Source organism: Nocardioides oleivorans, from assembly GCF_004137255.1.
GTDB lineage: Bacteria > Actinomycetota > Actinomycetes > Propionibacteriales > Nocardioidaceae > Nocardioides > Nocardioides oleivorans.
Map to the genome: position 1 here is coordinate 2,635,172 of NZ_SDWT01000001.1, position 24,034 is coordinate 2,659,205.

Here is a 24,034-nt window from a genome sequence, read left to right on the forward strand (position 1 = left end):
GGCCGTCAGAACAGCAGGATCGCGGCCACGATGCCGGCCGCCACGACGGCCCAGCGGAAGACCGAGTCCGGGAGCTTGCGGCCGATGCGCGCACCGATGTAGCCGCCCACGAGCGAGCCGACGGCGAGGAGTCCGGCGACGTCCCAGCGCGGGTCGGCGACGAAGACGAAGATCAGCCCGGCGACGATGTTGCCGACCATGAGCGACAGCGTCTTGAGGCCGTTGACGATGCGCAGCTCGAGGTCGGTGCCGAGTCCGAGGACGGCCACCATCATCACGCCCGCGCCGGCACCGAAGTAGCCGCCGTAGACGCCGGTGACGGTGGCGAAGAGCGTCGTCAGCGGTGACATGTGGCGCCGCTCGGCGAGCTGCTCGCCGTGCTGGCGCTCGTGTCGGGCCCGCAGCCAGGCCGCGACGCGCGGCTGGATGCCGACCAGCAGGCAGGTGAAGATGATCAGGAAGGGCACGACCGCCTCGAAGACGCCCGGCGGCAGCCCGAGGAGCAGGGCGGCGCCGAGCACCGCGCCGACGGCGCAGACCAGCATGATGATCCAGGCGATCCGACCCGCCGCCTTGACCTCCTCGCGGTAGCCGACGACCCCGCCGATGCCGCCCGGGATGAGGCCGAGCGTGTTGGACACGTTGGCCACGACGGGCGGCAGGCCCAGACCCACCAGGATCGGGAAGCTGAGGAGCGAGGCGACGCCGACCGTGGAGGAGAGCACGCCTGCGCCGAACCCGGTGACGAGCACCAGGAGCGCCTCGAGTGCCGTCACGGCATCTCGCGGAGGAGAGCCACGTCGCTCACCATCGCGACATGGGCGTGCATGGCCTCGGACGCGGCCTCCGGGTCGCCGGCGCGGATCGCCTCGGCGATCGCCCGGTGCCCGGCGAGCGAGTCCTGCGGGCGGCCGGGCTGGCCGAGCGACTCGATGCGGGTCTCCTTGATGAGGTCGCCGATCTCGTCCATCAGCCGGGCGAGCAGGAGCGAGTGCGACGCCGCGGTGACGGCGCCGTGGAAGCGCTCGTCGCCCTCGACGCCCCGGCCGCCGGCCTCGATGTCGGCCGCCATGGAGGCGAGCGCGTCGTCGATGCGGACGAGGTCGTCGTCGGTGCGACGGGCGGCGGCGAGCGCGGCGATCTTGGTCTCCAGCGCGTCGCGGGTCTCGATGACCTCGGGGAGGCGGTCCGCGTGGCTGCGGATCGCCTCGACGATGCGGGTCGACTGCTGCTGACGCTCGGTCACGACGGTCCCGTCGCCGTGGCGTACCTCCACGACCCCGACGACCTCCAGCGCGACGAGCGCCTGGCTCAGCGTGGCGCGGCTGACGCCGAGCCGCTGGGCCAGCTCGCGCTCGGGCGGCAGCTTGTCGCCGGCCTTCAGCCCGTTGTCGTCGATCCACGCGGAGATCTGGCCGGCCACCTGCTCGTAGAGGCGGGTGCGCAGCAACCGCGGGGGGAACGAGTCGGACATGGCCACAGACTATTGACTACCGGCTCATTGTCCTATTGGCTAGGCCACTGAGCCAACTGTGACGAGGACCACCCCCCGATCCCCGCGCCCGGCTCTCGACTCTGGAAGCTCGGAGGTTTCGCCATGGGTCCGGAATGGATCGCGATCATCGCCCTGGTCGCCTTGTTCGTGGTCGGCACGCTGTTGCCGATCAACATGGGAGCGCTGGCCTACGTGGCCGCGTGGCTCGTCGGGATGTACTCCCTCAACCTCGACGAGAAGGAGATCCTCGCCGGCATCAGTGCCGACCTCGTCCTGACCCTGATCGGAGTGACGTACCTCTTCGCGATCGCGCGGCAGAACGGCACGGTGGACCTGATCGTGCGAACAGCCGTGGCGTCGGTCGGTGGTCGCGTGGCCCTGATCCCGTGGGTGATGTTCGCGGTCACCGCCGTGATCACCGCCATCGGGGCCGCGAGCCCCGCGGCGTGCGCGATCATCGGCCCGATCGCCCTCGGCTTCGCCGGCCGCTACGGCATCAGCCCGCTGATGATGGGCATGTTCGTGGTGCACGGCGCGCAGGCGGGCGGCTTCTCGCCGATCTCGATCTACGGCACGATCACCAACTCGGTGATGGAGGACGCCGGCATGGGCGCCTCGCACATGACGATCTTCCTCTCCAGCCTGCTGGTGAACCTCGTGATGGCCGCGATCCTCTTCATCGTGCTGGGCGGCCGGAAGCTGATGAAGCTGCGGATGGACGGCGAGGGCGAGCTCGTCGCGGCGGGCGGTGGCACCGTCGCCGCCGGGTCCGGGTCCGGAGGCGGTACGACGCGTCGCGACCGCACCGACGCGCAGTCGGCCACCGGTGCGAGCCCGAGCACCGGCACCCCCAACCCGGGTGACGCGGGCACCACGCTCGAGCACACCCTGACGCTGCTGGCCTTCCTCGCCGTGGCCGTCGTCGCGCTGGTCTTCGACAAGAACATCGGCTTCGCCGCGATCACCGCAGCGGTGGTGCTCTCGATCCTCACGCCGAAGGCCTACAAGGACACCGTCAAGCAGATCGCCTGGCCCACCGTGCTCCTCGTGGCCGGCGTCAGCACCTACGCCACGATCCTCACCACGGCCGGCTCCCCGGAGTTCGTCGGCAAGTGGGCCGCCGGGCTCGGCGCAGCGGCCATCGGCGCGCTCATCCTCTGCTACGTCGGCGGCATCGTGTCGGCGTTCGCCTCCTCGACCGCCCTGCTGCCGGTGATCATCCCGATCGCCATCCCGCTGGTCGCTGAGGGTGGCCTGTCCGCCGGGCTCTTCGTCGCCGCGCTCGCCGTGAGCTCGACGATCGTCGACGTGAGCCCGTTCAGCACCAACGGTGCGCTGATGCTGGCCAACCGGCCCGACAGCATCGGCGAGACCACCTACTACAAGCAGATCCTCGGCTACGCCGCGATCGTCACCCTCGTCGGCCCGCTCCTCGTGTGGGCCGCCCTCGTGCTCCCCGGATGGTGAACAACAACATGACCGGTCCTCTCTCCGACCTCCTGGTCGTCGACCTCACCCGCGCGCTCGCGGGCCCGCACGCCACCCAGATGTTGGGCGACCTCGGCGCCCGCGTCGTCAAGGTGGAGGCGCCGGGCTCCGGCGACGACACCCGCGGGTGGGGGCCGCCGTTCGTCGGCGATCCCGACGCCCGCCAGTCGACGTACTTCCTCTGCACCAACCGCAACAAGGAGTCCATCGCGCTCGACCTGAAGGACGAGGGCGACAAGGCGGTGCTGCTCGGCCTCGTCGACCGCGCCGACGTGCTGGTGGAGAACTTCCGCACGGGCGTCCTCGAGCGCCTCGGCCTCGGCATCGAGGAGCTGATGCGCCGCAACCCGCGCCTGGTCGTCCTCTCGATCACCGGCTTCGGGCACGACGGCCCCGAGGGCGGCCGCGCCGGCTACGACCAGATCGCGCAGGGCGAGGCGGGCCTGATGTCACTGACGGGATCGGGACCCGACGACCCGCAGCGCGTCGGCGTGCCCATCGCCGACCTGCTCTCGGGGATGTACGGCGCCTACGGCATCCTCGCCGCGCTCCACGAGCGCGCGGCCACGGGCAAGGGCCAGGTCGTGCGTACGTCGCTGCTCGCGTCCGTCGTCGGCGTGCACGCCTTCCAGGGCACCCGGTGGACCGTGGCCGGCGAGGTCGGCCGCGCGCAGGGCAACCACCACCCCTCGATCGCGCCTTACGGGCTCTTCCGCTGCCGCGACGGCGCGGTGCAGATCGCGCTGGGCAGCGAGGGGCTGTGGAAGAAGTTCTGTGCCGGCTTCGGGCTCGACCCCGACGCCGAGGGGCTGGCCACCAACAGCGAGCGGGTGGCCGTCCGCGAGCGCGTGATCGAGGTGGTCGAAGGGGTCTTCGCCGACTGGGACTCCGAGCCCCTGCTCGCGCGGCTCGCCGAGGTCGGCGTGCCGGCCGGCAAGGTCCGCACCCTCGACGAGGTCTACGAGTGGGACCAGGTCGCCAGCCAGGGCCTGCTGGTCGACGTCGAGCACCCGACGCTGGGCGGGCTCACGCTGCCCGGCCCGCCGCTGCGCTTCTTCGACGCGACCGGCGACGAGGTGACGCGCACGGACCACACCGCGCCGCCGCTGCTCGACCAGCACTCCGACGAGATCCGCTCGTGGGTGTCCTCCGGGGGCGGTCAGTGACCAGGCGCTGGACCGCCGCGGAGCTCCTCGACCTCGTCTTCGACGAGGGCTCCTTCGTGTCGTGGGACGAGCCGATCGACCTGTCCTACGCCGACGCGTCCCCGGACTCCGGCTACCGCGCCGCGCTCGAGGCCGCCGCCGAGAAGGCCGGCACCGACGAGTCCGTGCTGACCGGCCGGGGCGAGGTGCGCGGGCGTCCGGTGGCGGTCGTGGTCAACGAGTTCCGTTTCCTCGCCGGCTCGATCGGTCGGGCCGCCGCCGACCGGATCACCGCCGCCGTGCGCCGGGCCACCGCCGAGGGCCTGCCCCTGATGGCGAGCACCGCGTCGGGCGGCACCCGGATGCAGGAGGGCACGCCCGCCTTCGTGCGGATGGTCGAGATCTCCCGCGCGCTGATGGACCACCGGGCGGCCGGGCTGCCCTACCTGGTGCACCTGCGCCACCCCACGACCGGCGGCGTCTACGCCTCGTGGGGCTCGCTCGGCCACGTCACCGTCGCCGAGCCCGGCGCCCTGGTCGGCTTCCTCGGGCCCAAGGTCTACGAGGGCCTGCACGGTCGCCCGTTCCGCCCGGGGGTGCAGGTCGCGGAGAACCTCGCCGCCACCGGCGTCATCGACGGCGTCGTCCCTGCCGAGCACCTCCCCGAGATGCTCGACCAGGCGCTCGCCGTGCTCGTCGACGGCCCCGGCCCCGGCCGACTGCCCGCGCGGGAGCCGCGCCCGATCGGCGACCACGCCGCCTGGGACAGCGTCGAGCGCACCCGGCGTACGGACCGGGTGGGCGTGCGCGACCTCCTCGCCCACGGTGCCACCGGGACCCTGCAGCTCCGCGGCACCGACGAGGGTGAGCGCGACTCGACCGTGCTGGTGGCCCTCACCCGCCTCGACGACCAGCCGTGCGTCGTCATCGGGCAGGACCGCTCGCGCCAGACGCCCGGTCACGCGATGGGTCCCGGCGCGCTGCGCGAGGCCCGCCGCGGCATGCGCCTGGCCCAGGAGCTCGGCCTGCCGCTCGTCAGCATCATCGACACCCCCGGCGCCGAGCTCTCGCCCGAGGCCGAGGAGCGCGCCATCGCCGGCGAGATCGCCCGCTGCATCGCGACCCTCACCACGATGAGCGTGCCCACCGTGTCGGTGATCCTCGGCCAGGGCTGCGGGGGAGGGGCGCTCGCCTTCCTCCCCGCGCGCACGGTCGTGGCGACCGAGCACGCCTGGCTCTCACCGCTCCCGCCCGAGGGGGCGAGCCTGATCGTGCACGGCGACACCGCCCACGCCGCGGAGATGGCCTCGCGCCAGCACATCCGGGCCACCGACCTCCTCGCCGACGGCGTGGTCCAGCACGTCGTGCCCGAGGTCGAGGGCGAGTCGTCCGCCGACCTCGCCGTCGCGGTCGCCGCCGAGATCGGGGCCCGCCTGCGCTCGCTCCGTGCCTGATCCGGTGCGGGGCGGTGAGTGAGCCACATTCCACGAGTCGGGAATGTGGGTCACTCACCGCTGGGCGGCGTGTCGTTGGGCGGCCCGGATGAAGCGGTGCCACAGCCACAGGTGGCGCGCACGGAATGTGGCTCACTCACCGCTGGGCGGCGTGTCGTCGCGCGGCCCGGATGAAGCGGTGTCACAGCCACATCCGGCGCGCACGGAATGTGGCTCACGCACCGCCCGCGGCAGGAGTACGACGACGACGCGCCGGCGGCAGGCTCAGCTGGCCTTCTTCGCCGCAGCCTTCTTGGTGGTCGTCTTCTTCGCGGCCGACTTCTTGGCGGCGGTCTTCTTCGCAGCGGTCTTCTTGGCCGGTGCCTTCTTCTTCGCGGCGGTCTTCTTCTCGGCCGGGGCCTCGTCCGACTCCTCGCCACGGGCGGTCTTGGCGGCGGCGACCGACTTCTGGAGCGCGGCCAGCAGGTCGACGACCTCGCCGGAGGTCTTGGTCGAGGTCTCGGTGCGCTTGATCTCGCCGCCGTCGATCTTCGACTTCACCAGCGCCTCGACGGCACCGGCGTAGTCGTCCTCGAACTCGCTCGCGTCGAAGTCGCCGGCCAGGGTCTCGACGAGCATGTGGGCCATCTTGACCTCCTGCGGCTTGGCGTCGTCGACCTCGACCTTGAAGTCGGGCACGCGCACCTCGTCGGGCCACATCATCGTCTGCAGCACGATGACCTCGCCGGCCTCGGTCTCGCGCACGCGCAGCACCGCGATCGTCGTACGTTGGCGCAGCGCGACCGTCACGACCGCCATCCGGTCGGCGTCCTTGAGCGCCTGGCGGAGCAGGGCGTAAGGCTTGGCGCCCTGGCCCTCGGGCTCGAGGTAGTAGGACTTCTCGAAGAGCAGCGGGTCGATCTGCTCGCGAGGCACGAACTTCTCGACCGCGATCTCGCGCGACGACGTCGACGGCAGCTCGGCCATGTCGTCGTCGGTGAGGATGACCATCTCGCCGTCCTCGGTCTCGTAGCCCTTCGCGATGTCGGCGTAGGCCACCTCCTCCCCGTCGAGGGAGCAGACGCGCTGGTACTTGATCCGGCCGCCGTCCTTGGCGTGGACCTGCCGGAAGGACACGTCGTGGCTCTCGGTGGCGGCATACAGCTTCACCGGCACGCTCACCAGGCCGAAGGAGACCGCGCCCTTCCAGATCGCTCGCATGCGACGACGATATCCCGCACCACGGACAGAGGGGAGCGACGATCGGACCTGATTGACTGCAGTCGTGCGTCCGATGCTCGCCAGCAAGACCGACCGCGTGCCCACGGGCGCGCAGTGGCTGCACGAGGTCAAGTGGGACGGTGTGCGGGTGCTGGTCGACGTGCGCGACGGCGTGGCCCGGATGACCAGCCGCAACGACAACAACGTCACCGCCGCATGGCCCGAGCTGAGCGCCGCGCCGCTGGGGGACCGCGACCTGATGGTCGACGGCGAGGTGATCGCCCTCAACGAGCGCGGCGTCCCCGACTTCCGCGTGCTCCAGCACCGCATGCACCTGCGCAACGCCACGGAGGTCGCGCGGCTGGTGAGGACGGTCCCGGCCACGCTGATGGTCTTCGACCTGCTGCGCCTTGACGGCGATGACCTCACCGCCCGCCCCCTCGAGGAGCGCCGCGCCCTCCTCGAGGAGCTCCCGCTCGCCGAGTCGACGTGGCAGGTGCCACCGGCCTACGACGACGGCGACATGCTGTTCGCCGCCACCCTCCAGCAGGGGCTCGAGGGCGTGGTCAGCAAGCGCCGCACCTCGCGCTACCGCTTCGACCAGCGCAGCGAGGACTGGCGCAAGCTCGCCCACCGCTACCGCGGCTCGTTCGTCGTCGGTGGCTGGCGCCCCCAGGTCGGTACGACGAACCGGCTGGCCGCGCTGCTCGTCGGCGAGCAGACCGCCGACGGCCTGCTCTACCGCGGCCGGGTCGGCAGCGGCATCGCCGGCGCCACCAGCAAGCGCCTCGCCGACCTGCTCGCACCGTTGACCAGCGACGCCAGCCCCTTCGCCGACGAGGTCCCGCGCGTCGACGCCGAGGGCACCTTCTGGGTCGAGCCGCGTGTCGTCGTCGACATCGACACCCACGGCCTGGGCTACGAGCGGTTGCGCCAGCCGTCGTTCCAGGGCGTGCGCGACGACCTCTCCCCTGAGGACCTGGGATGAGCCCCACCAACGAGGTCCACGTCGACGTCGAGGGCCGCACCCTCACCATCAGCAACCTCGACAAGGTCCTCTACCCGCGCACCGGCACCACCAAGGGCGAGGTGCTCAACTACTACGCCCAGGTCTCGCCGGTGCTGCTGCCGCACCTGAAGGACCGCGCCGTCACCCGGATCCGCTGGCCACACGGCGTGGAGGGGTCGAGCTTCTTCGAGAAGAACGCGCCGGCCGGCACGCCGTCGTGGGTGCGTACGGCCACCGTCTCCACCACCGGCTCGCGCACCGGCAAGGGCGACGGCACCCTGCGCTTCCCGATCTGCGACGACCTCGCCACGCTCACCTGGCTGGCCAACCTCGCCGCGCTCGAGCTGCACGTCCACCAGTGGACGGTCGACGCGAAGGGGCGCCCGCGCAAGCCCAACCGCCTCGTCATCGACCTCGACCCGGGCGAGCCGGCCGGGCTGCACGAGTGCGCGCAGGTCGCGCTGCTCGTGCGCGCCGCCCTCGCCGAGCGCGACCTGGGGTGTACGCCGGTCACGAGCGGCAGCAAGGGCCTCCACCTCTACGCGCCGCTGCCCGACACCGGCCGCGGGTCGCTCGACAGCGACGGCACGACCACGGTGGCCAGGGAGGTCGCCGAGGCGCTGCAGAAGGAGCACCCCGACCTCGTCACCGCGACCATGACCAAGGCCAAGCGCCCGGGCAAGGTCTTCCTCGACTGGTCGCAGAACTCCGGGTCCAAGACCACCGTCTCGCCGTACTCCCTGCGCGGGCGCGACCGGCCGACCGTCGCCGCTCCGCTGACGTGGGACGAGGTCGAGGAGGGTGCCGAGGACGACCTCGCGCTCGACCAGCTCACCTTCGACCAGGTCCTCGAGCGGGTGGCCGCGATGGGTGACGTGTTCGAGGCCTGAACCCCTCCGGATCTGCCCGATGTGGCCCGGATGCCCGGTCGTGCCCGGACACGCCCGAATGCTGGACAGCGATTGTCAAGGGATTTCGAACCCGCCGACGGGTGCCCGGACGTGTCCGAAACGGCCCGGATGCGTCGATTCTTTTGCCCGCCGTGACCGCCTTGAGGATCTCCCGTGGATCTCGAAAACGCACTCTTTACCCATGTCCCGCATCCTGCTGATCCCCCTCGCGGTGATCCTTGCTGCTGGTGGCGTCGTTCTCGGGCCCGGCGAGGACACCCCCGCCTCGCCGGCCCAGACGAGCCTCACCCCCACGCGCGACATGGGCATTCACGCCACCTTCCGCTGAACCGCCCTCTATGCTCAACGGCATGGCGCACGACGTACTGGTGGTTGAGGACGAGGAAGACATCGCCCTCCCGCTGATGCGCACCCTGGAACGTGAGGGCTACGAAGTCAGTCGGGTCTCGGGTGGAGCAGAAGCGGTGAGCTTCGTGATCGACGAAGGTCCGGCGGTCGTCATCCTCGACCTGGGCCTCCCCGACATGGACGGCATCGACGTCTGTCGCCAGATGAGATCTGATGGATATCTGGGCGGAATCATCATGGTCACCGCCCGGGCCGGTGAGCTCGACCGCGTCGTCGGGCTCGACGTCGGCGCCGACGACTACCTTGCCAAGCCCTTCGGCCTCGCCGAGCTCCTCGCGCGTGTGCGCGCGCTCCTGCGCCGCAGCGCCCTCGTCCCGGCCGACGACACGACCGTGACGACCTCCTCGGGCCTCAAGATCGACGCCGCCTCGCGCCGCGTCCACCTGGGTGAGAAGGAGATCGCGCTGACCGCCAAGGAGTTCGACGTCCTGGCCGTGCTGGCGTCCAACCACGACAAGGTCGTGCCGCGCGAGACGTTGATGAACCAGGTCTGGGACCAGAACTGGTACGGCTCGACCAAGACCCTCGACGTGACCATCGGTCGCCTGCGCAGCAAGCTCGAGGCCGCCGAGGCCGGCGAGCGCGTGGTCGCCATCCGCGGCGTCGGCTTCCGGCTCGAGACCGGCTCCTGACGCTCCGGTCCATACCGGTTTCTTTACCGTCCGCGTGGACGGGGCCACGATGCTCGGATGGCCATCCGGGCGGCCCTCGAGCTGCGCGTGCACGGCGTGCACGGCACGTCCCCCTCGTCCATGCTCGGCGTCCCGGACCCCGAGCAGGTCGCGGGCGACGCCATCACCGGCGTCTTCCGCGCCGACGGGCCGCTCCCGCGACGTGAGCTGCTGCCGGGACACGCGGTCGAGGCGTACTCCTGGGGTGCGCTGACCTCGGCGGTCAAGGGGGCGCTCGGCTGGGTGCAGCGCGTGCTCTGGCTCGGCCTGCTGCCCTTCGCGCTCGTCAACCTCGCCTACTGGGCGCGGCTGCACGTCAGCGACGCCGACGGCCGCGGCCGCTGGGGCGCCACGATGGTGCGCTGGGCGGCGCTGCTGCTCACGATGATGATCGTCCTGACCGGCTGCTTCATCGCCGTCGACCTCGTCGCGTGGCAGTGCTACCGGGGTGGCACGAAGAGCTGCGACGTCCTGCCCGGCTTCCTCGACTTCATGATGTTCCTCGCGCCCAGCCAGCGGCTCGCGGTGGCGGCGCTGGTGCCGCTGGCGGGGATCGGCGTGATGTGGTTCCTCTCCCGCCAGTCGCTGGCGCGCTACGAGGCCTGCTCCGACAGCCGCGAGATGGTCGGCGGCGGGACCCACCTCCTCCAGGACCCCAGGTTCTGGTCGTCGACGCGGCGCACGCTGCGGCTGCAGCGCATCCACCTCGCCGGTGCGATCGCGACCGTGATGGCGTACGTCGGCGCGCAGGTCGACCGCCTCGCCGGCCGCCCCGGGTGGTGGACGCCGGCGGCGGTCGTGATCCTGGCGGTGGCCTTCGGGGCGCTGGCGCGGGCCCACCCGCAGGACCTCGAGCACCGCGGGGTCGAGGAGGACGAGCGCTCGCCGGACCACTGGGCCGAGCACTTCCTGCGGCTGTCGATCCTCGCCGTCGTCGCGCAGCTCGGCTGGCTCGTCTCGCCGTGGGCGGGGGAGCGGTCGCTGGGGTGGGACTCCTCGGCCGGCTGGTACGGCCACAACCTCTGGTTCATCGGCGTGTTCGTGGCGATCTCGGTGGTCAACATCGCCGTCTTCGCGGCCGGCCGGCTGAACCGGGCCGGGTCGTGGCTGGTGATCGGCCTCTTCGTCGCCGCGGCGGTCTTCGCGACCTGGCTCAGCCTCGGTGTCGAGGGGGAGCGGACCGGTGCGCAGGTGCGGCCGATCCTCGCGGTGACCGGGTCCTTCGCCCTCGTCTTCTTCCTGCTCATGCTCGTCTGGCAGCTCGGCCAGCGTCGCCACCACCCGCAGGAGGCGTGGAACGGCGGCGCCGCGGCCGTCCTGATCGGGGCCGCCGGCTGGATCGCCCTGCTCTTCACCACCGCGGCGGTCACCGCGACCGCCGACTACCTCAACGGCTCCGACCAGTCGGTGTCCGACCTGACCTCGGCGCAGCGGGCGGTCGGTGACACCGCCGCGCCCGACGAGGTGGCCAACGCCGACCCCGACCTCGTCGTCGTGCTGTCCGAGGAGGCCGTGCTCCGCGACGGCGTCGTGGTGATGGCCGCCGACGGCCCCCAGGTCGTCAGCGGCGTCGTCGAGGTGGGCACCGCCGAGGTCGCCGACGGTGCCCTGCGCCGGGTGCTGCCGGACACCGTCGTACGCCGCGGGACGCTCGAGCTCGAGGGCGACACGATGCGGCTCGTCGACACCTGCTGGATCGACGCCGGGGACCATGTGCCGTCCACCTGCCACCCGGAGACGCCCGGCTTCATCTCCGGTGCGGAGGTGACCGTCACGGGACAGGCCGTCGCCATCGCCCCTGACGGCCGGGTGCGGTTGGAGGTCGCGCGGCCGCCCAACACCCCGCTCGTCGTCCCGCAGGTGCTGGTCTGGGCGCCCGTCGTGCAGGTGCTCTGGGCGCTGCTCGCCGCCCTCATCGCCCTCGCCTGCGCGGCCCGGCTCAAGCACCGGATCGGCGCCGACATCAAGGCGTACGTCGTCCAGGACCGGGTGCCGACGGAGTCGCGGCTGGACGTGCGGCGCAAGCGGCTGCGGGCGGCGTACGCCCACCGCTCCGAGCGGCTGATCGAGCTGCTCGGCGCGATGACCGTCGTGTCGGTGCTGGCGCTGCTGTGCCTGTCGGCGACCGGGCTGCCCCCGAACACGCTCGTCGCGACGCTCTTCCCGGACTGGCGCAGCGACCTGCCGCACCTGGTGCAGAGCCTGTCGCTCTACGTCGTTCTCGGGCTGAGCGCGAGCCTGGTGCTGCTGAGCAGCTACGTCCGGCGCTCGGAGGCGACCCGCAAGGCGGTCGGGATCCTGTGGGACCTCACGACCTTCTGGCCGCGGGCGGCGCACCCGCTGAGCCCTCCCTGTTATGCGGAGCGGGTGGTACCCGAGCTGACCACGCGCGTGCGATGGGGCCTCGAGCGCGGCGGGATCGTCATCCTGTCGGGGCACAGCCAGGGATCGCTGATCGCGGCGGCGACGCTCATCCGGCTCGACCGCCGCGAGCTCGACCACGTCCGGCTGGTGACGTACGGCAGCCAGCTGCGCGCCCTCTACAGCCGGGTCTTCCCGCGGGTGCTCGGCCCCGCGGTGCTGGGCGGCACCCCGACGCACGGCACGCCGACCTTCTCCGACGCGCAGCCCGACGTGCCCACCGACTGCGGCAACGCACCCGTCGGGCCACCGGGCACCGGCACGCTGTGGGACCTGCTCGGGGTGGACGGCTGGCGCAACATATACCGCCGCTCCGACCCGCTCGGCTGGCGGGTCTTCTCCGACGGGAAGTCACCCTTCGACGTGCGCGCCGCCGAGGTGCCGCTGCGCGTGGCCGGGGACCCCGGGCCGCCGGTGGCCACGCACTCGGGCTACCAGCACACCTTCGAGTACCGCGAGGTCGTCTCCGGCTGGCTCGTGGAGCCGCTCGTCCACGACGCCTTCTGGACCATCGCGGAGGTGCAGCCCCTGCCGAAGCCCTGAGAGGGATAGGACGGAACAGTCGCTCCCAACCCGCCCGTTCTGCAGGGGGAGCCTGCTGTTGCTGGCTCTCACCGAGGCCGAGCGCAGCAGCGTGCTCCCAGCAAGGTGAGGCGCCAACGAGTGGTCGCGGGGAGGTCGTCGTGAGGCAGCTGGGTGGTCACGCCGCCCAGTCCACGCGGCAGAGCCACCCCGGTGATGCGCCTTCGGTTGGCGCCACTGAGCTGACGTAGCAGGTCGTCGAGGTGCTCGTCCATGCGGTTCAACAAGCCAGGGGTCGCGGTCTCGCTGATGTAGGGCCAGTCGTTTTCGAGGGCCACCCGTTCGACCACGTGGAGCATCACCGTCTTGCCGACGCCTCGCGCCCGGTGAAGTCGAGGTGCGGCCCGGGGCGCCCGGACCTTGGCCCAAGGAGTCGCGGAACTCGTCGATGATCGGGTGACGGCCGACGAGCACAGGAGGCGTGGCGCCGATCGATGGCTTCCAGGGATTGTTCGACATTAGTGCTGCCAGCTTGTGGGGTTGGTTCTCAGTCCTTTTCTATCTTTTGCTAACTCTTCATAACTCGTGTCAACTCGGCCGAGCACTCGAGGCGTCGAGATCGAGCGAAATTCGTGCGCACGTCTTCACTGACCCGTGCACGGCAGTTGCTGCTGTCCACAACCTTTACCGAGGCCCTGTCTTTCGAGCGTCACGTCATGGGCAACTTGACGCCAGCGCGATCTCGGGGAGGCACGGCATGGGGGTTGATCTCGTGCAGCGGCTCGACGCGCAGGTGCGCGAGCGGGTCCGCCGCGAAGGCGTCGACCCGCAGCGTGAGGTGGTCGTCGTACGCCGCATCGCCGAGGAGGTCGTGCGCGCGCACGACGAGCTGAGCCTCACCGGCGCCGGCGCTCCGGTCGCCGACGACGACGCGATGGTCGGTGACCTGGTTGCGCGGATCGCCGGCCTAGGGCCCCTCCAGCCGTTCCTCGACGACCCCGAGGTCAAGGAGGTGTGGATCAACTCACCGTGGTTGGTTGCGTAGAGGCACCGCAACCTACGGTCGGGCGAGAAGTACTTCCTCAACGTGCGTGATGCCACGCGGCGAGATCACGGCAATGTCTCCGGCGTTCTTGAACTCGATCAGGCGCTCTGCGTGCATCTTCTTCATGACCGCACGCAGGTTGTCCGGCCGCTTCTCCAAGTCGTCTGCCAGGCGGTAGTCGGTCGCGCCGTCCGCTGAGCCGTACAGCAGCAGGAGCACGGAGTCCCTGATGGACAGGCTCGTGTCGAGCAGGCGACGGACGTCTCCTACCTGCCACACCACGGGCAGGGTGCGGTCCACCAGCGCATCCACGATCGCCGTCGCCGAATCCACGTCAGTGTCGTGGAAGAGCCGCACCAGCTCGGCCATGACCCACTGGCACGAGTGCAGCAGGAATCCGGCGTCCATGTGGTTGGCGTCGACGTCACCACCGACGTGGCCGACCCCGCGCCGGTTGCGGACGTCGTACAGCCCCACCAGCACGCGAGGGATGGTCATGCGCGCGGAGTCAGAGTAGGTGGTCGGCGCGTTCTCAAATTTCTTGCACGCGTCGTTGAAGCGGCTGGGCTTGTAGGCCTTGTCCCGGTAGTCGTCACCGGCGAGGTGACCCTCGAGGATCGTGAAAACGATCTCGCAGAACCACCCGGCATCGAGCTCTGACGCCTTCCAGCGCCCTTCGCGGTAGTTGCGCACGATCTCGCTGTAAGCCTTCATCAGTTCGTCGCGCAGGCCCTGGGGCAGGTGCCCCAGGGCCTGCTGTGCGTCGAGCGTCACGTCAGGACGACTTCTTCTTCTGCTCGGCGGGCATCTTCGTGGCGATGTAGTTCTCGCCCTTCCAGACGACCTTGATCGCCTTGGTGTCAGCCGTGTCGAGCCAGCCGGTGCGGCTGGCGGCGGCGCGCAGCGCGGTGTCGGGGTGAGCAGGTGCACTCCACTCGGCAGCCTGGTAGGCAGCCAGGATGTGGCCGATGCCAACCTCGACGATGCCCATCATCTCGCCCAGGTAGTGGCACGCGATGAGGCTGCGCTCGTCGTTGTTCTTCGGCGCCTTCTCTGCGATGAAGGCCTCGAATGTGGGGTGCCCCTCCGGAGCAAAGTTGAGACCCCGCGGCACGGTGAAGTTCTTCTTGCCGCTGCTCTTGGACTTGCGCCGACGGGTCGGCGAAGCCGCGTCCGGCTCTCCGGTCTCATCGCCTACGGCGTCCTCGGCCTCGGGCGTCGCGGGCGGCACCACGTGCAGCCGCTCTACCGGCGCGGAGGAGGCGCTGTCGTCGTTGACCAGACCAAGGGAGCAGACGACGGCCTCGAAGGCCTTGCGCTGCACGCGCTCGGACGTGAAGGAGTTGACGAACTCGGCGATCTGCTGGCGGTTAGCCAGCAGGCGGTCGAAGTTGTCACTGTTCTCGAGGTTGTTCGGGTCGTGATCGGTCACGTGCACTCCTGGTGGAGTAGTAGTTTCCGCTTCAATCCCGGTTGTAGCAGAAGACACTCGGACCATCAGCGCCGTCGGTTCTTGCGCCCGACTGCTCGCTGAGTAGTGTTCAACGTGTCACTTCCACATGACCACGCGAGACCTCGGCCCGAAGCCTTCTGCTTGGACCGAGGTCTTTGCGGCTTCTAGGCCATGATATCGGCTGGTAACCACAGCCGTGTAGTTCTATCCACAGGCCGGGGTAGCCCGTTCGGGCTACCTGCGCATCATGCGTCCCACCAGATGACCCACGTCCCAGTGGTCCCATAGTGCCACGATGAATCTGTGGACGACACGCCGCACAAATTTCCTTGACACCCATGTCGGCGCGCTACGGACGACCGCCCCGGCGACCGCAGGGGCCACCGGGACGGACATTCAGGTGACACCCGAACCGGTACCCGGCTGCTCGCCGCCGACCACTCGATCGGGCGGCTACCTGAGTGCATCTCGTGGCACACCGGGCACAGCACCTGGCAAGGAACGGGGTGTTGTGCCGGTCGCCGTCCGGCCAGCGCAGCACCTCCAGCGGGGCCACGACGCTGGTCATGGCCGACTCGCGGACCTTTTGACGCGGGCCGCCAGCATGCTGGCCACGTCGTCGCGCCGGATGAGCACCCGGCGCCCGAGCTTACTGGCAGGCAGCGTGCCATCTGCGATTCGGCTGTCGACGGTGCTCACAGAGCAGCGAAGCAGCGCGGCGACCTCGGCGCGGGCCAGTTTGGTATCGGCATCTGGCATGGCATGGGGCCCCCTCAATCGGGTGCCCGGCCCAACTAGTCAGCGGCGGTGTGTCTTGTTGTGCTTGGTCATGCCAACGCTACGTCCGATCCGCCAGTGTTCGCGTGCTGCTAGCGAGACACGCAGTAGTGCGATCGGACCAGTCGTGTGCCTGCCTGTCGATAACCTTCACGCCATGGCTGTCAGGGGCATCGAGCCGACTCTCACGCGTGACTACATGTTCGTCCGCCTTCATGCTCCTGACCTTGAGCACATCGTCGACACGCTGCGGAAGGACTGCGAAGCCCGCGGACCTGAGGGCAGCGGCGGTGTCACGATCAAGGTCGAGGACAGGTACGTCGTTGACGAGGTGACTGATCTGCGTGCAATTTCGGGTGGGCGCGTCAAGCGAGTAACGATCTCGTGCCGCGCTGGGGTGCTGATTCTCGGGCCACGCGCATCTCGGCTGCAGATGGTTACCACGGATGACGAGCAGTCGCACGTGACCTTCAACCGGATCGACTCCGTGGTCTCACCGAGCCAGGAACGAAGCTTCTGGAGTGCTCCTGCGCGCGACTGGCTCGGTTTCCTGGCGATGATGATGCTCAACTCCCTGCTCTTGTCTGCCGTGATCAACTCGAGGCCGTCCTCGAGCAACGTGATTGCGGCCCTAGTGCTGCTGGAGGTCGCGTGTTTGACGGCAGCCGTAGTTGCGTTCACTACGGTGACCAGCAACAGGAGAGTCGTTCTCATGCAGCCGGACGAGAACTTTCTGCGGCGGCGGGCGCCCGAACTGGGCGTTGTAGTCAGCGCAGCCGCGTTGCTGCTCACGTGGCTTCTTCGCTGACTGGGCCTCGTCGGCGCTGGCGCGAGTTCCGGCGATTGTCCGCGCCGCCTGACAGGATCGTGGAGTGACCGACGAGACCTGGCGCCCGCTTGGCGTGGACACCGACGAGCGGGTAGCTGAGTACGACGCGCTGCACGATGGCGTACCGGCCTGGATGGAGTCGGCGTACTGGGCGTGGGTGCGCGTGTCGTTGACGGTTTTCGAGACCTACCGTGACGGGAGCGGGCGGGTTCCGATGCTGCGCGTGCTGCCCGCCGAGAGGATGTGTCAGCGACTTCGCATCCCGCTGCCCAACTTGCGCACCCCCAGCGTGGATCTATCGACCGGTAAGAAGCAACTTTCCACCGCCATGTCGGTGCTTCAGCAGCACGCAGCCCCACTGCAGATCGCCGACTACTTGCTGGCGCACGGCGAGGCAACAGAACCGGAGGCACTGGAAGGACTGCTGGACCGGTCGAAGTCCGCGTGGACGGTTGGCACCCGATCGGGACGCCCCGGACTGGTTCGCCGGGTGCCCGAAGGAGTGCAGACCGCCGCCGACGCCGTCATGCAGCGCCCGGGGCAGGCCGGTGTCCGGCTGGCCCGAGCGTGGGAAGAGCTGTACGGCTTGGACCCCAACCCCAGTGAGGCCTATCGCCTCGCGATCCTGGCCGTTGAGGACGCCGCCGTCCCGGAGGTGTCTCCGGCGAACGCCCGCGCCACACTAGGCACGGTGCTGGCGCAGATGGAGTCACAGGGCGACTGGTCGCTGCCCATGGACCGCGAGCACGACAACGCGCCGTCCAGGGATGTTGTGGTGGCCATGGCGCGGATGCTGTGGCACGGACAGCACGACCGTCACGGAGGGCAACCCAGCGCACCCGGCAACGTGTCAGAGGCCGAGGCGCGCGTCGCGGTCTCGCTGGCCGTGGCGCTCGTGGACTGGTTCAGCGCCGGACTGGTGAGCCGCAGCACCACATGAGGTCACCAGGTCTCTAGGTCCTCGCGGTAGCCCTCGGTGTCGTTGCCGCAGGCACTGCACACCCCGAACAGGTAGTCGCCGCCCTCTTCTGTTGGTGCCACATCGACCTGCGCACCGCAGCCAGCGGTGGTGCAAGTTGCCGAACCAGGCTCGTGCCCCGGGAATGTGGACCCCGTCATGATGCCCCCTCGATCGTTGGTGGGCGCCAGCCTATGGCCGGTCCGCTACCAGGTCGGCAGCGGAGACCTGATCGACGCACAGCGGCCCGCCCCCCTGTGATGGGGCGGGACGCTTGTTGGTTGCGCAGGTGTCCCTACTCCTCGTCCAGTACCTGCAGGACCAGTTGCGCCAGCGACTCGTCAATCTCGTAGTGCTTGTTGACCTTGGTGAAGGGCTTGTCTTTGACCCCGTGCGTGTTCTTCGCCGCGAAGCCGAACGACGACATCGACCCCGCGTAGATGTAGCCGTCGAGGCCCGAGCCGTTCTGGACCGTCTCGACCTCCACCTTCGGAGCGTGCTGGGCCATGACACTCAGCACGACCTTCGCGTTGGGCTTCAGCGCCGCGATGTAGCGCTTCATCTTCGGCTTGGTCCAGCCGCCCGGGTAGGCCGTCGTTACGGCTGGTCCGTCCTCGTCCAGCGCCGCGACCTCGGCGTCCACCAGTTCCTCGATGGATGAGTACCCGTAGGCGTATGCCAGGGCCAGCGCGACGTCGCCTGCCTCGTCTTCTGCTGTATCGAATTCAATGCTTTGCCTCATTCGTTATTCCTCTCTATGAATCACCTCCACCTCTTGGAGTGTGCATGTTAGAGAGACTAGTCGAAGTGAGTCACAGTGGCAACAGTGAGTCATTAATAACTACTAGTACTCACTAAGGTTATTCCGAGTACATGAAAGCGGCCTGCCACGTTGGTCTGCGGCAGGTCGCTTGGCGTGGGCCAGAGCAGTGGCGTCGGGGCTGCGCCATCGCGTCGAACCCTTACGCGCTCAACGGCAGCGGTGATGTGGCTGTGGTGCCAGCCCTTGGAGGTCTTGGTCGGGCGCTCACGCCTTCGGATTCCAGCAGCGCGGCCACTGGACGAGCCGACATGCCTTGCTCTGCGGCGAGGACGTAGATGCGATCTTCTACCTCGGTCGGGATCAGGCTCCTACGCCCGGTGTGCTTGCCCTCGCGGCGCAACTGCGCAGCCGGGTGCGCTTGCCGACTGTGCGGCACTCGAAGTCACCGAACAGGGCGAACTGCGCAAACGCAAACCAGCCCTCGGGCTCGCGGGTGTCGAATACCTGCTCCTACCAAGTAGATGTTCCAGCCGTCCCCACCATGATCGGGTCGTCCACCAACTGGAGCAGTCGCCACGCCTTGCGGAAGAGACGGTCCACGTGGCGCACCACCCCGACATCTGCACTCCGGCTGTCCATCAGGTCGGCAACGTTGGCAAAGCCGGGCCGCAGGTCGACATCCCCTGTGCCGGAGAGGGCAAAGTCCTCATGGAGCGTCAGGAGCTCCCAGTCCTTCGCCTTGCATGTCGCACGGATGCTGTCGGCCTGCTGGCGCATGGACAGGCGCTGCTCGACTTCGGGCGGTTGCGGTCGGCCTTGGAGACCCGCACGTAGCCCACAGCCCCGGACCAGCATCACGCCACCTTGGCGCAGGTCTCGGCCAGGAACGTGCGCTTGTCGGTGAGCATCTGGCGCCGGCCGTCAGCGGTCTGGCGTTGCTCGCGGCGGGCCTGGGTGCGCTCGGCCTTCCAAGCGCCGCCGCCCGTGCAGTCGGACGGGCGTACGCCCTCGCGCCCGACGACGCCACCGGTGAGCGCCGCGCCAGCGCCGCGGCGCAGCAGGTGCTCGCCGACCAGGGCTCGCCGGGACAGCAGGCACGGGTCCGGGTCACCTGCGAGTCGCCCGTCGGCGGCTGCCACGTCGGCACCGCGGTCATCACCGTCGAGGTCACGTCGCGGGTGACCCTGCCGTTCGCGCCGACGATCCTCGGCCGGGGCGCCGCGACGTTCGCCCTCGACGCCACGCACACGGTGCCCATCGGGCAGTACGTCGAGAGCGCACCCGAGTGAGCCGGCGAGCGGCTCGCGACGAGCGCGGCCAGGTGACCCTGCTGATCATCGGCTTCGCCGTCATCCTGCTGATGGCCGTCGTGGTCGTCATCGACGCGTCCGCGGCGTACCTCCGACGGCAGGGGCTCGACAACCTCGCCGACGGGGCCGCGCTCTACGGCGCCGACCTCGGCTCGTCGGGGATCTACGAGCAGGGCCTCGACGCCGACCGGCTGCTCCAGCAGGAGGCGGCGGTGGAGGCTGCGGTGCGGGAGTACCTCGGCCGTGCAGCCGCCGGGTCGACGTTCCCCGGCATCGAGGTCGCGGTCGACGTCGACCCGGTGGGGAGGTCGGTCACCGTCCGGCTGCGCGCTCCGCTCGAGCTGCCGCTGAGCATCCCCGGCGCGCCCGACTCCACCGTGGTCGGCGCCAGCAGCACGGCCGCGGTGACGATCCAGCCCGGGTGAGGGTCGACCCCCGAGCAGTTGGGGGACGTCGGCGTACTGTCCGAAGGCATGACACGGCTGGGGCGCTGGTGCGTGGTGGCACTGGCCGCCGGCCTGCTCGTCGTCGTGCCCCTGGCCGGGCGCTGGCTGCCCGCCGGCGAGGCCGACGCCGGCCCGACCGAGCTGCTCGAGCACGCGCGTGCGGGCGTCGACCAGCAGTGGTCGGGCACGGTCGAGACCGATGGTGCGCTGCAGCTCCCCGACGCCGACCGGTTCGGTGGCGTGTCCGCCCTCTTCGGCGAGCGCACCACGATGCGGGTGTGGTGGCGCGACACCGAGCACTGGCGCGTCGACCGGCTGCTGACCACCGGCGAGACCGACATCCGTCGAGACGGCGACACGACGCTGGAGTGGAGCTTCGAGCGGGCCGAGGCGACCTACAGCCGCGACCCCGCGATCCGGCTGCCTCGCCCGGGCGACCTGGTCCCGCCGGTGCTGGCCGACCGGCTGCTCCGCGGCGTGGGCGAGAAGGACGTGTCGCCGCTGCCCACCCGGCGACTCGCCGGCGAGACCGCAGCTGGGCTGCGCGTCACGCCACCGTCGGACCTGTCGAGCATCGACCACGTCGACCTCTGGACCGGGCAGGACTCCGACCTGCCCCTCCTCGTCGAGGTCTACGCCACGGGCGAGACCGCGCCGTCCTTCACCAGCGCCTTCACCGCGGTGTCGACCGAGCCGCCAGCAGACGACACGCTCGCCTTCGAGCCCACCGCCAGCACCGACGTCAGCGTCGAGGACGTCCTCGACATCGCCGACGCGGCCAACCAGTACGCACCCGTGCGACCGCCCGCCACCGCCGCCGGCCTCGCGCTGGGCCCGGCGTCCGACGGCGCGGTGGGGGTCTACGGCGAAGGCATGGCCCAGCTGATCGCCATCCCGCTGCGCGACCGCGAGGCGGGAGCCCTGCGTGACCAGCTGGCGCTGACCCCCGGCGTCGAGCAGGACGGGGAGCGGACCGTCGCCTCGGTCGGACCGCTCGGAGTGCTGCTGACCGGACGCGACGGTGACGGCGGCTGGCTGCTCGCCGGCACCCTCACGCGCGACGCCCTCGAACGTGCCGGGCGGGACGTGCTGGCCGGCTTCGTCTTCGTGGACGAGGCCGGATGAGCGCCGGCCGGGAAGGTGCCCCCAGCGTGATCCGCACCGAGGCCCTCACCAAGCGCTTCGGTCGGGTCACCGCCGTCGACGCCGTCGACCTCGAGGTGCGCGAGGGCGACGTCTATGGCTTCCTCGGCGCCAACGGGTCGGGCAAGACGACGACCGTGCGGATGCTGCTCGGGCTGGTGCTGGCCACCTCCGGCAGCATCGACGTGCTCGACGAGTCGATGCCCGGCTCCGCGAGGTCCGTGCTGCCGCGGGTCGGCGCGATGGTCGAGGGGCCGGGGTCCTACCCCCACCTGTCCGGGCGCGCCAACCTCGCGTCGTTCGACGCGACCGGTGCCGACGGCCAGCGGCGGACCCGCGGCCGGCGGATCGAGGAGGCCCTCGAGCGGGTCGGCCTGGCCAGCGTCGACAAGCGCCCGGTGCGGGCGTACTCCCTCGGCATGCGCCAGCGCCTCGGCCTGGCTGCCGCGATCCTGCGACGGCCCAGCCTGCTGGTGCTGGACGAGCCGACCAACGGCCTCGATCCGCAGGGCATCAACGAGATCCGGACCCTGTTGCTCGAGCTCAACCGCGAGGGCACGACGGTCTTCCTCTCCAGCCACCTGCTCGGCGAGATCGAGCAGATGTGTACGCGGGTCGGCGTGCTGGACGGTGGCCGACTGGTGCTCCAGGACCAGATGGACGCCCTGCGTGGGCCCACCGGCCGGACCGAGGTGCACACACCGGACCCGGAACAGGCCCGGAGGCTGCTCACGACGACGGCCGTCGAGATCGAGTCGACGGACGACGCGAGCGGGGCGCGGCTGCTGGTCCGCGGCCTCGAACCCGCCGACCTCAACGCGCGCCTGGTCGAGGGCGGCGTCCGCGTCACGCAGCTGAGCCCCGAGCGACGACGCCTCGAGGACGTGGTGCTCGCCGCCACGACGTCGGGGACCGACCGCTTCGGTCGCGACGGGGTGGACGCATGATCCGGGCCGAGCTCGCCAAGCTGCTGCGCAACCGGCGCACCTGGGGCACCATCGCGATCATCGATGCGTTGCCCACCCTGGTGGCCGTGCTGCTCGCCATCACCGACCTCGGCCCGCGACCCGGCACCGGGCCGGCGTTCCTGTCCGCGGTGCTCACCGACGGGACGCTCTTCCCGCTCGCCGCGCTCGCGATGGTGCTGCCGCTCTTCCTGCCGATCGCCGTGGCCCTCACGGCGGGGGAGGCCATCGCCGGCGAGGCCCAGCAGGGCACGCTCCGCTACCTGCTGATTCGCCCGGTCGGCCGGACGCGCCTGCTGGTGGCGAAGCTGGTGGCCGTCATGGCGTTCGTGGTGGTCACGGTGCTCGTCGTCGCCGTGACGTCGTACGTCGCCGGGGTGCTCCTGCTGGGCGACCAGACCGTCACGGTCACCGGCCCCACGACGAGCATCTCGGGGAGCCCCATGTCGACCCCGGAGCTGGTCGGGCGCACCGCTCTGGCGTTCGGCTACGCCATGCTGTGCATGCTCGGCGTGGCCGCCGTCGCGCTCTTCCTCTCGACCGTGGCCCGGTCGCCGCTGGGTGCGGCGATGGGCGCGATGACCCTCCTGGTCGCCTCGACGCTGCTGCTCACGCTCGACGCCGCCCAGGCGTTGCACCCCTACCTCCTGACCCGGCACTGGCTGGCCTTCGTGGACCTCTTCCGCGACCCGATCCGGTGGGACGACGTGGTGCGCGGGGTGCTGGTGCAGGGCGCGTACGTCGTCGTCTTCCTCGGCGCCGCGTGGGCGAGCTTCACGACGAAGGACATCACCGACTGAGGTCGGCGGCACAGACCTCGGGGCCGGGCTCGACCGGATCGCCGGCGCCGAGGGCCGACTCGACCATCGCGACCACGGCCGGCGTGCGAGGCACGTCGGGATGGCCCACCACCAGGTCGGGGCACACGCTCTGCACGGCGTAGTCGAGCGCACCCTCGAGCTCTCCCGAGGTCGGCGGCACGACCGTCTTGTCGTCCTCGGTCCACAGCGCCACCCAGCCCGGGCCCTCCGGGGTCTCGTCGCCGGCGTTGAGCTCACGGAGCAGGTCGGAGTCCGGGGCCAGCTGCTGACAGGCCTCCGGGCAGGTCTCCGAGCCGAACGACACGGCCAGGGCCGCGAGGTCGGTGCCGTGGTGCGGTGAGGAGAGGGTCACCGCGCGCCGGACGGTCGAGCCGCCACCGAGGTCGGCGACGTACAACCGCAGCACGACGCCTCCGGCGGAGTAGCCGACGATGTCGACCGACGGCTCCCCGGTCTCGTCCAGCACCGCGTCGACGGCCCGCCCCAGGTCCGCGGCCCGGACCTCCAGGTCGCCGGTCCCGGCCCCACGAGCCGGCACGATCGTGACGTCGCGCCCGGCCGACTCGAGGTCGGCGGCGAGCACCTCCAGCGCCGCGGTCGAGCCGCCGAACCCCGGCACCAGCAGCACCGGCCCGGGCTCGTCCTGCGCGACGGGCTCGACCGGCGGGCCACGGCGTACGACGACGGTGACCACGATGACCACCACGACGACGAGCGCGAGCACGACGGTCCCGATCACCAGTCGCCGACGCTGCGGGGACAGGGAGGGGAGCACGCGGGCAGCCACGCCAGCCAGTGTG

General features: G+C 70.5%; 25 protein-coding genes. 16 read left to right on the forward strand and 9 right to left on the reverse strand.

The window, feature by feature from the left end; genetic code table 11:
- Positions 1–5: 5 nt before the first annotated feature.
- Both EUA93_RS12580 and EUA93_RS12585 read right to left on the reverse strand, forming a co-directional pair.
- Complete coding sequence (locus EUA93_RS12580; RefSeq protein ID WP_129400449.1) at positions 6–776, reverse strand: sulfite exporter TauE/SafE family protein; 771 nt, start codon at positions 774–776, stop codon at positions 6–8.
- Complete coding sequence (locus EUA93_RS12585) at positions 773–1,474, reverse strand: FadR/GntR family transcriptional regulator (RefSeq protein WP_129400450.1); 702 nt, start codon at positions 1,472–1,474, stop codon at positions 773–775. Before EUA93_RS12585 ends, EUA93_RS12580 begins: the two co-directional genes overlap by 4 nt.
- 123 nt (positions 1,475–1,597) lie before the next feature.
- Here EUA93_RS12585 and EUA93_RS12590 point away from each other — a divergent pair, with 123 nt between their 5' ends.
- The 3 genes from EUA93_RS12590 to EUA93_RS12600 are packed head-to-tail and all read left to right on the forward strand — an operon-like array spanning position 1,598 to position 5,582.
- Positions 1,598–2,962 carry an SLC13 family permease gene (locus EUA93_RS12590; protein WP_129400451.1) on the forward strand — a complete coding sequence of 455 codons (1,365 nt, stop codon included), beginning with the start codon at positions 1,598–1,600 and terminating at the stop codon, positions 2,960–2,962.
- An 8-nt stretch (positions 2,963–2,970) separates the two neighbouring features.
- Positions 2,971–4,149: a CaiB/BaiF CoA transferase family protein gene (locus EUA93_RS12595; RefSeq protein WP_129400452.1), complete on the forward strand. Its 1,179-nt coding sequence runs from the start codon at positions 2,971–2,973 to the stop codon at positions 4,147–4,149.
- Positions 4,146–5,582, forward strand: a complete 1,437-nt coding sequence (locus EUA93_RS12600) for a carboxyl transferase domain-containing protein (protein WP_129400453.1) — start codon at positions 4,146–4,148, stop codon at positions 5,580–5,582. Before EUA93_RS12595 ends, EUA93_RS12600 begins: the two co-directional genes overlap by 4 nt.
- A 264-nt stretch (positions 5,583–5,846) precedes the next feature.
- On the opposite strand, the gene ku is transcribed toward EUA93_RS12600, so the two are convergent.
- Complete coding sequence (ku, locus tag EUA93_RS12605; RefSeq protein WP_129400454.1) at positions 5,847–6,782, reverse strand: non-homologous end joining protein Ku; 936 nt, start codon at positions 6,780–6,782, stop codon at positions 5,847–5,849.
- 73 nt (positions 6,783–6,855) lie between these two features.
- Between ku and ligD (EUA93_RS12610) the strand changes: the two genes are divergently transcribed.
- The 6 genes from ligD (EUA93_RS12610) (at position 6,856) to EUA93_RS12630 (ending at position 13,769) form a co-directional block, all read left to right on the forward strand.
- Complete coding sequence (gene ligD / locus EUA93_RS12610; protein WP_129401228.1) at positions 6,856–7,770, forward strand: non-homologous end-joining DNA ligase; 915 nt, start codon at positions 6,856–6,858, stop codon at positions 7,768–7,770.
- Positions 7,767–8,681, forward strand: a complete 915-nt coding sequence (gene ligD, locus EUA93_RS12615) for a non-homologous end-joining DNA ligase (protein WP_129400455.1) — start codon at positions 7,767–7,769, stop codon at positions 8,679–8,681. The genes ligD (EUA93_RS12610) and ligD (EUA93_RS12615) overlap by 4 nt, the downstream gene beginning before the upstream one ends.
- A 202-nt stretch (positions 8,682–8,883) precedes the next feature.
- The gene (locus tag EUA93_RS21605) at positions 8,884–9,030 is read left to right on the forward strand and encodes a hypothetical protein (RefSeq protein WP_165355150.1); all 147 of its coding nucleotides are present in this window, start codon (positions 8,884–8,886) and stop codon (positions 9,028–9,030) included.
- Positions 9,031–9,052: 22 nt separating this feature from the next.
- The gene (locus EUA93_RS12620; RefSeq protein WP_165355151.1) at positions 9,053–9,742 is read left to right on the forward strand and encodes a response regulator transcription factor; all 690 of its coding nucleotides are present in this window, start codon (positions 9,053–9,055) and stop codon (positions 9,740–9,742) included.
- 57 nt (positions 9,743–9,799) lie between these two features.
- Complete coding sequence (locus EUA93_RS12625) at positions 9,800–12,745, forward strand: hypothetical protein (RefSeq protein WP_129400457.1); 2,946 nt, start codon at positions 9,800–9,802, stop codon at positions 12,743–12,745.
- A gap of 736 nt (positions 12,746–13,481) precedes the next feature.
- Complete coding sequence (locus tag EUA93_RS12630; RefSeq protein WP_207208676.1) at positions 13,482–13,769, forward strand: hypothetical protein; 288 nt, start codon at positions 13,482–13,484, stop codon at positions 13,767–13,769.
- A gap of 12 nt (positions 13,770–13,781) precedes the next feature.
- Here EUA93_RS12630 and EUA93_RS12635 read toward each other — a convergent pair whose 3' ends face one another.
- The 3 genes from EUA93_RS12635 to EUA93_RS22320 all read right to left on the reverse strand — a co-directional run bounded on the left by EUA93_RS12635 (position 13,782) and on the right by EUA93_RS22320 (position 15,981).
- Positions 13,782–14,543, reverse strand: coding sequence for a hypothetical protein (locus tag EUA93_RS12635; protein ID WP_129400458.1), 762 nt, complete (start codon positions 14,541–14,543; stop codon positions 13,782–13,784).
- Position 14,544: 1 nt separating this feature from the next.
- Entirely contained in the window at positions 14,545–15,201 is a 657-nt protein-coding gene (locus EUA93_RS12640; protein ID WP_129400459.1) for a hypothetical protein, read from the reverse strand.
- A 585-nt stretch (positions 15,202–15,786) separates the two neighbouring features.
- Entirely contained in the window at positions 15,787–15,981 is a 195-nt protein-coding gene (locus EUA93_RS22320) for a helix-turn-helix domain-containing protein (protein ID WP_129400460.1), read from the reverse strand.
- Between the two features lie 175 nt (positions 15,982–16,156).
- On the opposite strand from EUA93_RS22320, the gene EUA93_RS12650 reads away from it, so the two are divergent.
- A complete protein-coding gene (locus tag EUA93_RS12650) occupies positions 16,157–16,807 on the forward strand; it encodes a hypothetical protein (protein ID WP_129400461.1) in 651 nt (216 codons plus the stop codon).
- A gap of 64 nt (positions 16,808–16,871) precedes the next feature.
- On the forward strand, positions 16,872–17,768 hold the full coding sequence (locus tag EUA93_RS12655; RefSeq protein WP_129400462.1) for a hypothetical protein: 897 nt from the start codon (positions 16,872–16,874) through the stop codon (positions 17,766–17,768).
- Positions 17,769–18,081: 313 nt separating this feature from the next.
- Here EUA93_RS12655 and EUA93_RS12660 read toward each other — a convergent pair whose 3' ends face one another.
- Complete coding sequence (locus tag EUA93_RS12660; RefSeq protein ID WP_129400463.1) at positions 18,082–18,528, reverse strand: hypothetical protein; 447 nt, start codon at positions 18,526–18,528, stop codon at positions 18,082–18,084.
- A gap of 531 nt (positions 18,529–19,059) precedes the next feature.
- Positions 19,060–19,404, reverse strand: coding sequence for a recombinase family protein (locus tag EUA93_RS12665; protein ID WP_129400464.1), 345 nt, complete (start codon positions 19,402–19,404; stop codon positions 19,060–19,062).
- A gap of 80 nt (positions 19,405–19,484) precedes the next feature.
- On the opposite strand from EUA93_RS12665, the gene EUA93_RS12670 reads away from it, so the two are divergent.
- From EUA93_RS12670 to EUA93_RS12690, 5 genes are read left to right on the forward strand one after another with little or no spacing between them, the layout of a single operon-like run.
- Positions 19,485–19,838, forward strand: a complete 354-nt coding sequence (locus EUA93_RS12670; RefSeq protein ID WP_129400465.1) for a hypothetical protein — start codon at positions 19,485–19,487, stop codon at positions 19,836–19,838.
- Positions 19,839–19,870: 32 nt separating this feature from the next.
- Entirely contained in the window at positions 19,871–20,284 is a 414-nt protein-coding gene (locus EUA93_RS12675) for a pilus assembly protein TadG-related protein (protein ID WP_242497354.1), read from the forward strand.
- A 48-nt stretch (positions 20,285–20,332) separates the two neighbouring features.
- Positions 20,333–21,430, forward strand: coding sequence for a hypothetical protein (locus EUA93_RS12680; protein WP_129400466.1), 1,098 nt, complete (start codon positions 20,333–20,335; stop codon positions 21,428–21,430).
- A 26-nt stretch (positions 21,431–21,456) separates the two neighbouring features.
- On the forward strand, positions 21,457–22,395 hold the full coding sequence (locus tag EUA93_RS12685; protein WP_129400467.1) for an ABC transporter ATP-binding protein: 939 nt from the start codon (positions 21,457–21,459) through the stop codon (positions 22,393–22,395).
- A complete protein-coding gene (locus EUA93_RS12690) occupies positions 22,392–23,213 on the forward strand; it encodes an ABC transporter permease (RefSeq protein WP_129400468.1) in 822 nt (273 codons plus the stop codon). Before EUA93_RS12685 ends, EUA93_RS12690 begins: the two co-directional genes overlap by 4 nt.
- On the opposite strand, the gene EUA93_RS12695 is transcribed toward EUA93_RS12690, so the two are convergent.
- Complete coding sequence (locus tag EUA93_RS12695; RefSeq protein ID WP_207208678.1) at positions 23,203–24,021, reverse strand: lipase family alpha/beta hydrolase; 819 nt, start codon at positions 24,019–24,021, stop codon at positions 23,203–23,205. The genes EUA93_RS12690 and EUA93_RS12695 overlap by 11 nt on opposite strands.
- Positions 24,022–24,034: the final 13 nt, after the last annotated feature.

Excerpts from the sequence above, each read along its gene's own strand:
- EUA93_RS22320 (WP_129400460.1), bottom strand. The coding sequence starts at position 15,981 with ATGCCAGATGCCGATACCAAACTGGCCCGCGCCGAGGTCGCCGCGCTG.
- EUA93_RS12690 (WP_129400468.1), top strand. The coding sequence starts at position 22,392 with ATGATCCGGGCCGAGCTCGCCAAGCTGCTGCGCAACCGGCGCACCTGG.
- EUA93_RS12630 (WP_207208676.1), top strand. The coding sequence starts at position 13,482 with ATGGGGGTTGATCTCGTGCAGCGGCTCGACGCGCAGGTGCGCGAGCGG.
- ku (WP_129400454.1), bottom strand. The coding sequence starts at position 6,782 with ATGCGAGCGATCTGGAAGGGCGCGGTCTCCTTCGGCCTGGTGAGCGTG.
- EUA93_RS12590 (WP_129400451.1), top strand. The coding sequence starts at position 1,598 with ATGGGTCCGGAATGGATCGCGATCATCGCCCTGGTCGCCTTGTTCGTG.
- EUA93_RS12585 (WP_129400450.1), bottom strand. The coding sequence starts at position 1,474 with ATGTCCGACTCGTTCCCCCCGCGGTTGCTGCGCACCCGCCTCTACGAG.
- EUA93_RS21605 (WP_165355150.1), top strand. The coding sequence starts at position 8,884 with ATGTCCCGCATCCTGCTGATCCCCCTCGCGGTGATCCTTGCTGCTGGT.
- EUA93_RS12680 (WP_129400466.1), top strand. The coding sequence starts at position 20,333 with ATGACACGGCTGGGGCGCTGGTGCGTGGTGGCACTGGCCGCCGGCCTG.
- EUA93_RS12650 (WP_129400461.1), top strand. The coding sequence starts at position 16,157 with ATGGCTGTCAGGGGCATCGAGCCGACTCTCACGCGTGACTACATGTTC.
- ligD (WP_129400455.1), top strand. The coding sequence starts at position 7,767 with ATGAGCCCCACCAACGAGGTCCACGTCGACGTCGAGGGCCGCACCCTC.
- ligD (WP_129401228.1), top strand. The coding sequence starts at position 6,856 with ATGCTCGCCAGCAAGACCGACCGCGTGCCCACGGGCGCGCAGTGGCTG.
- EUA93_RS12595 (WP_129400452.1), top strand. The coding sequence starts at position 2,971 with ATGACCGGTCCTCTCTCCGACCTCCTGGTCGTCGACCTCACCCGCGCG.
- EUA93_RS12665 (WP_129400464.1), bottom strand. The coding sequence starts at position 19,404 with ATGCTGGTCCGGGGCTGTGGGCTACGTGCGGGTCTCCAAGGCCGACCG.
- EUA93_RS12660 (WP_129400463.1), bottom strand. The coding sequence starts at position 18,528 with ATGAGGCAAAGCATTGAATTCGATACAGCAGAAGACGAGGCAGGCGAC.
- EUA93_RS12620 (WP_165355151.1), top strand. The coding sequence starts at position 9,053 with ATGGCGCACGACGTACTGGTGGTTGAGGACGAGGAAGACATCGCCCTC.
- EUA93_RS12625 (WP_129400457.1), top strand. The coding sequence starts at position 9,800 with ATGGCCATCCGGGCGGCCCTCGAGCTGCGCGTGCACGGCGTGCACGGC.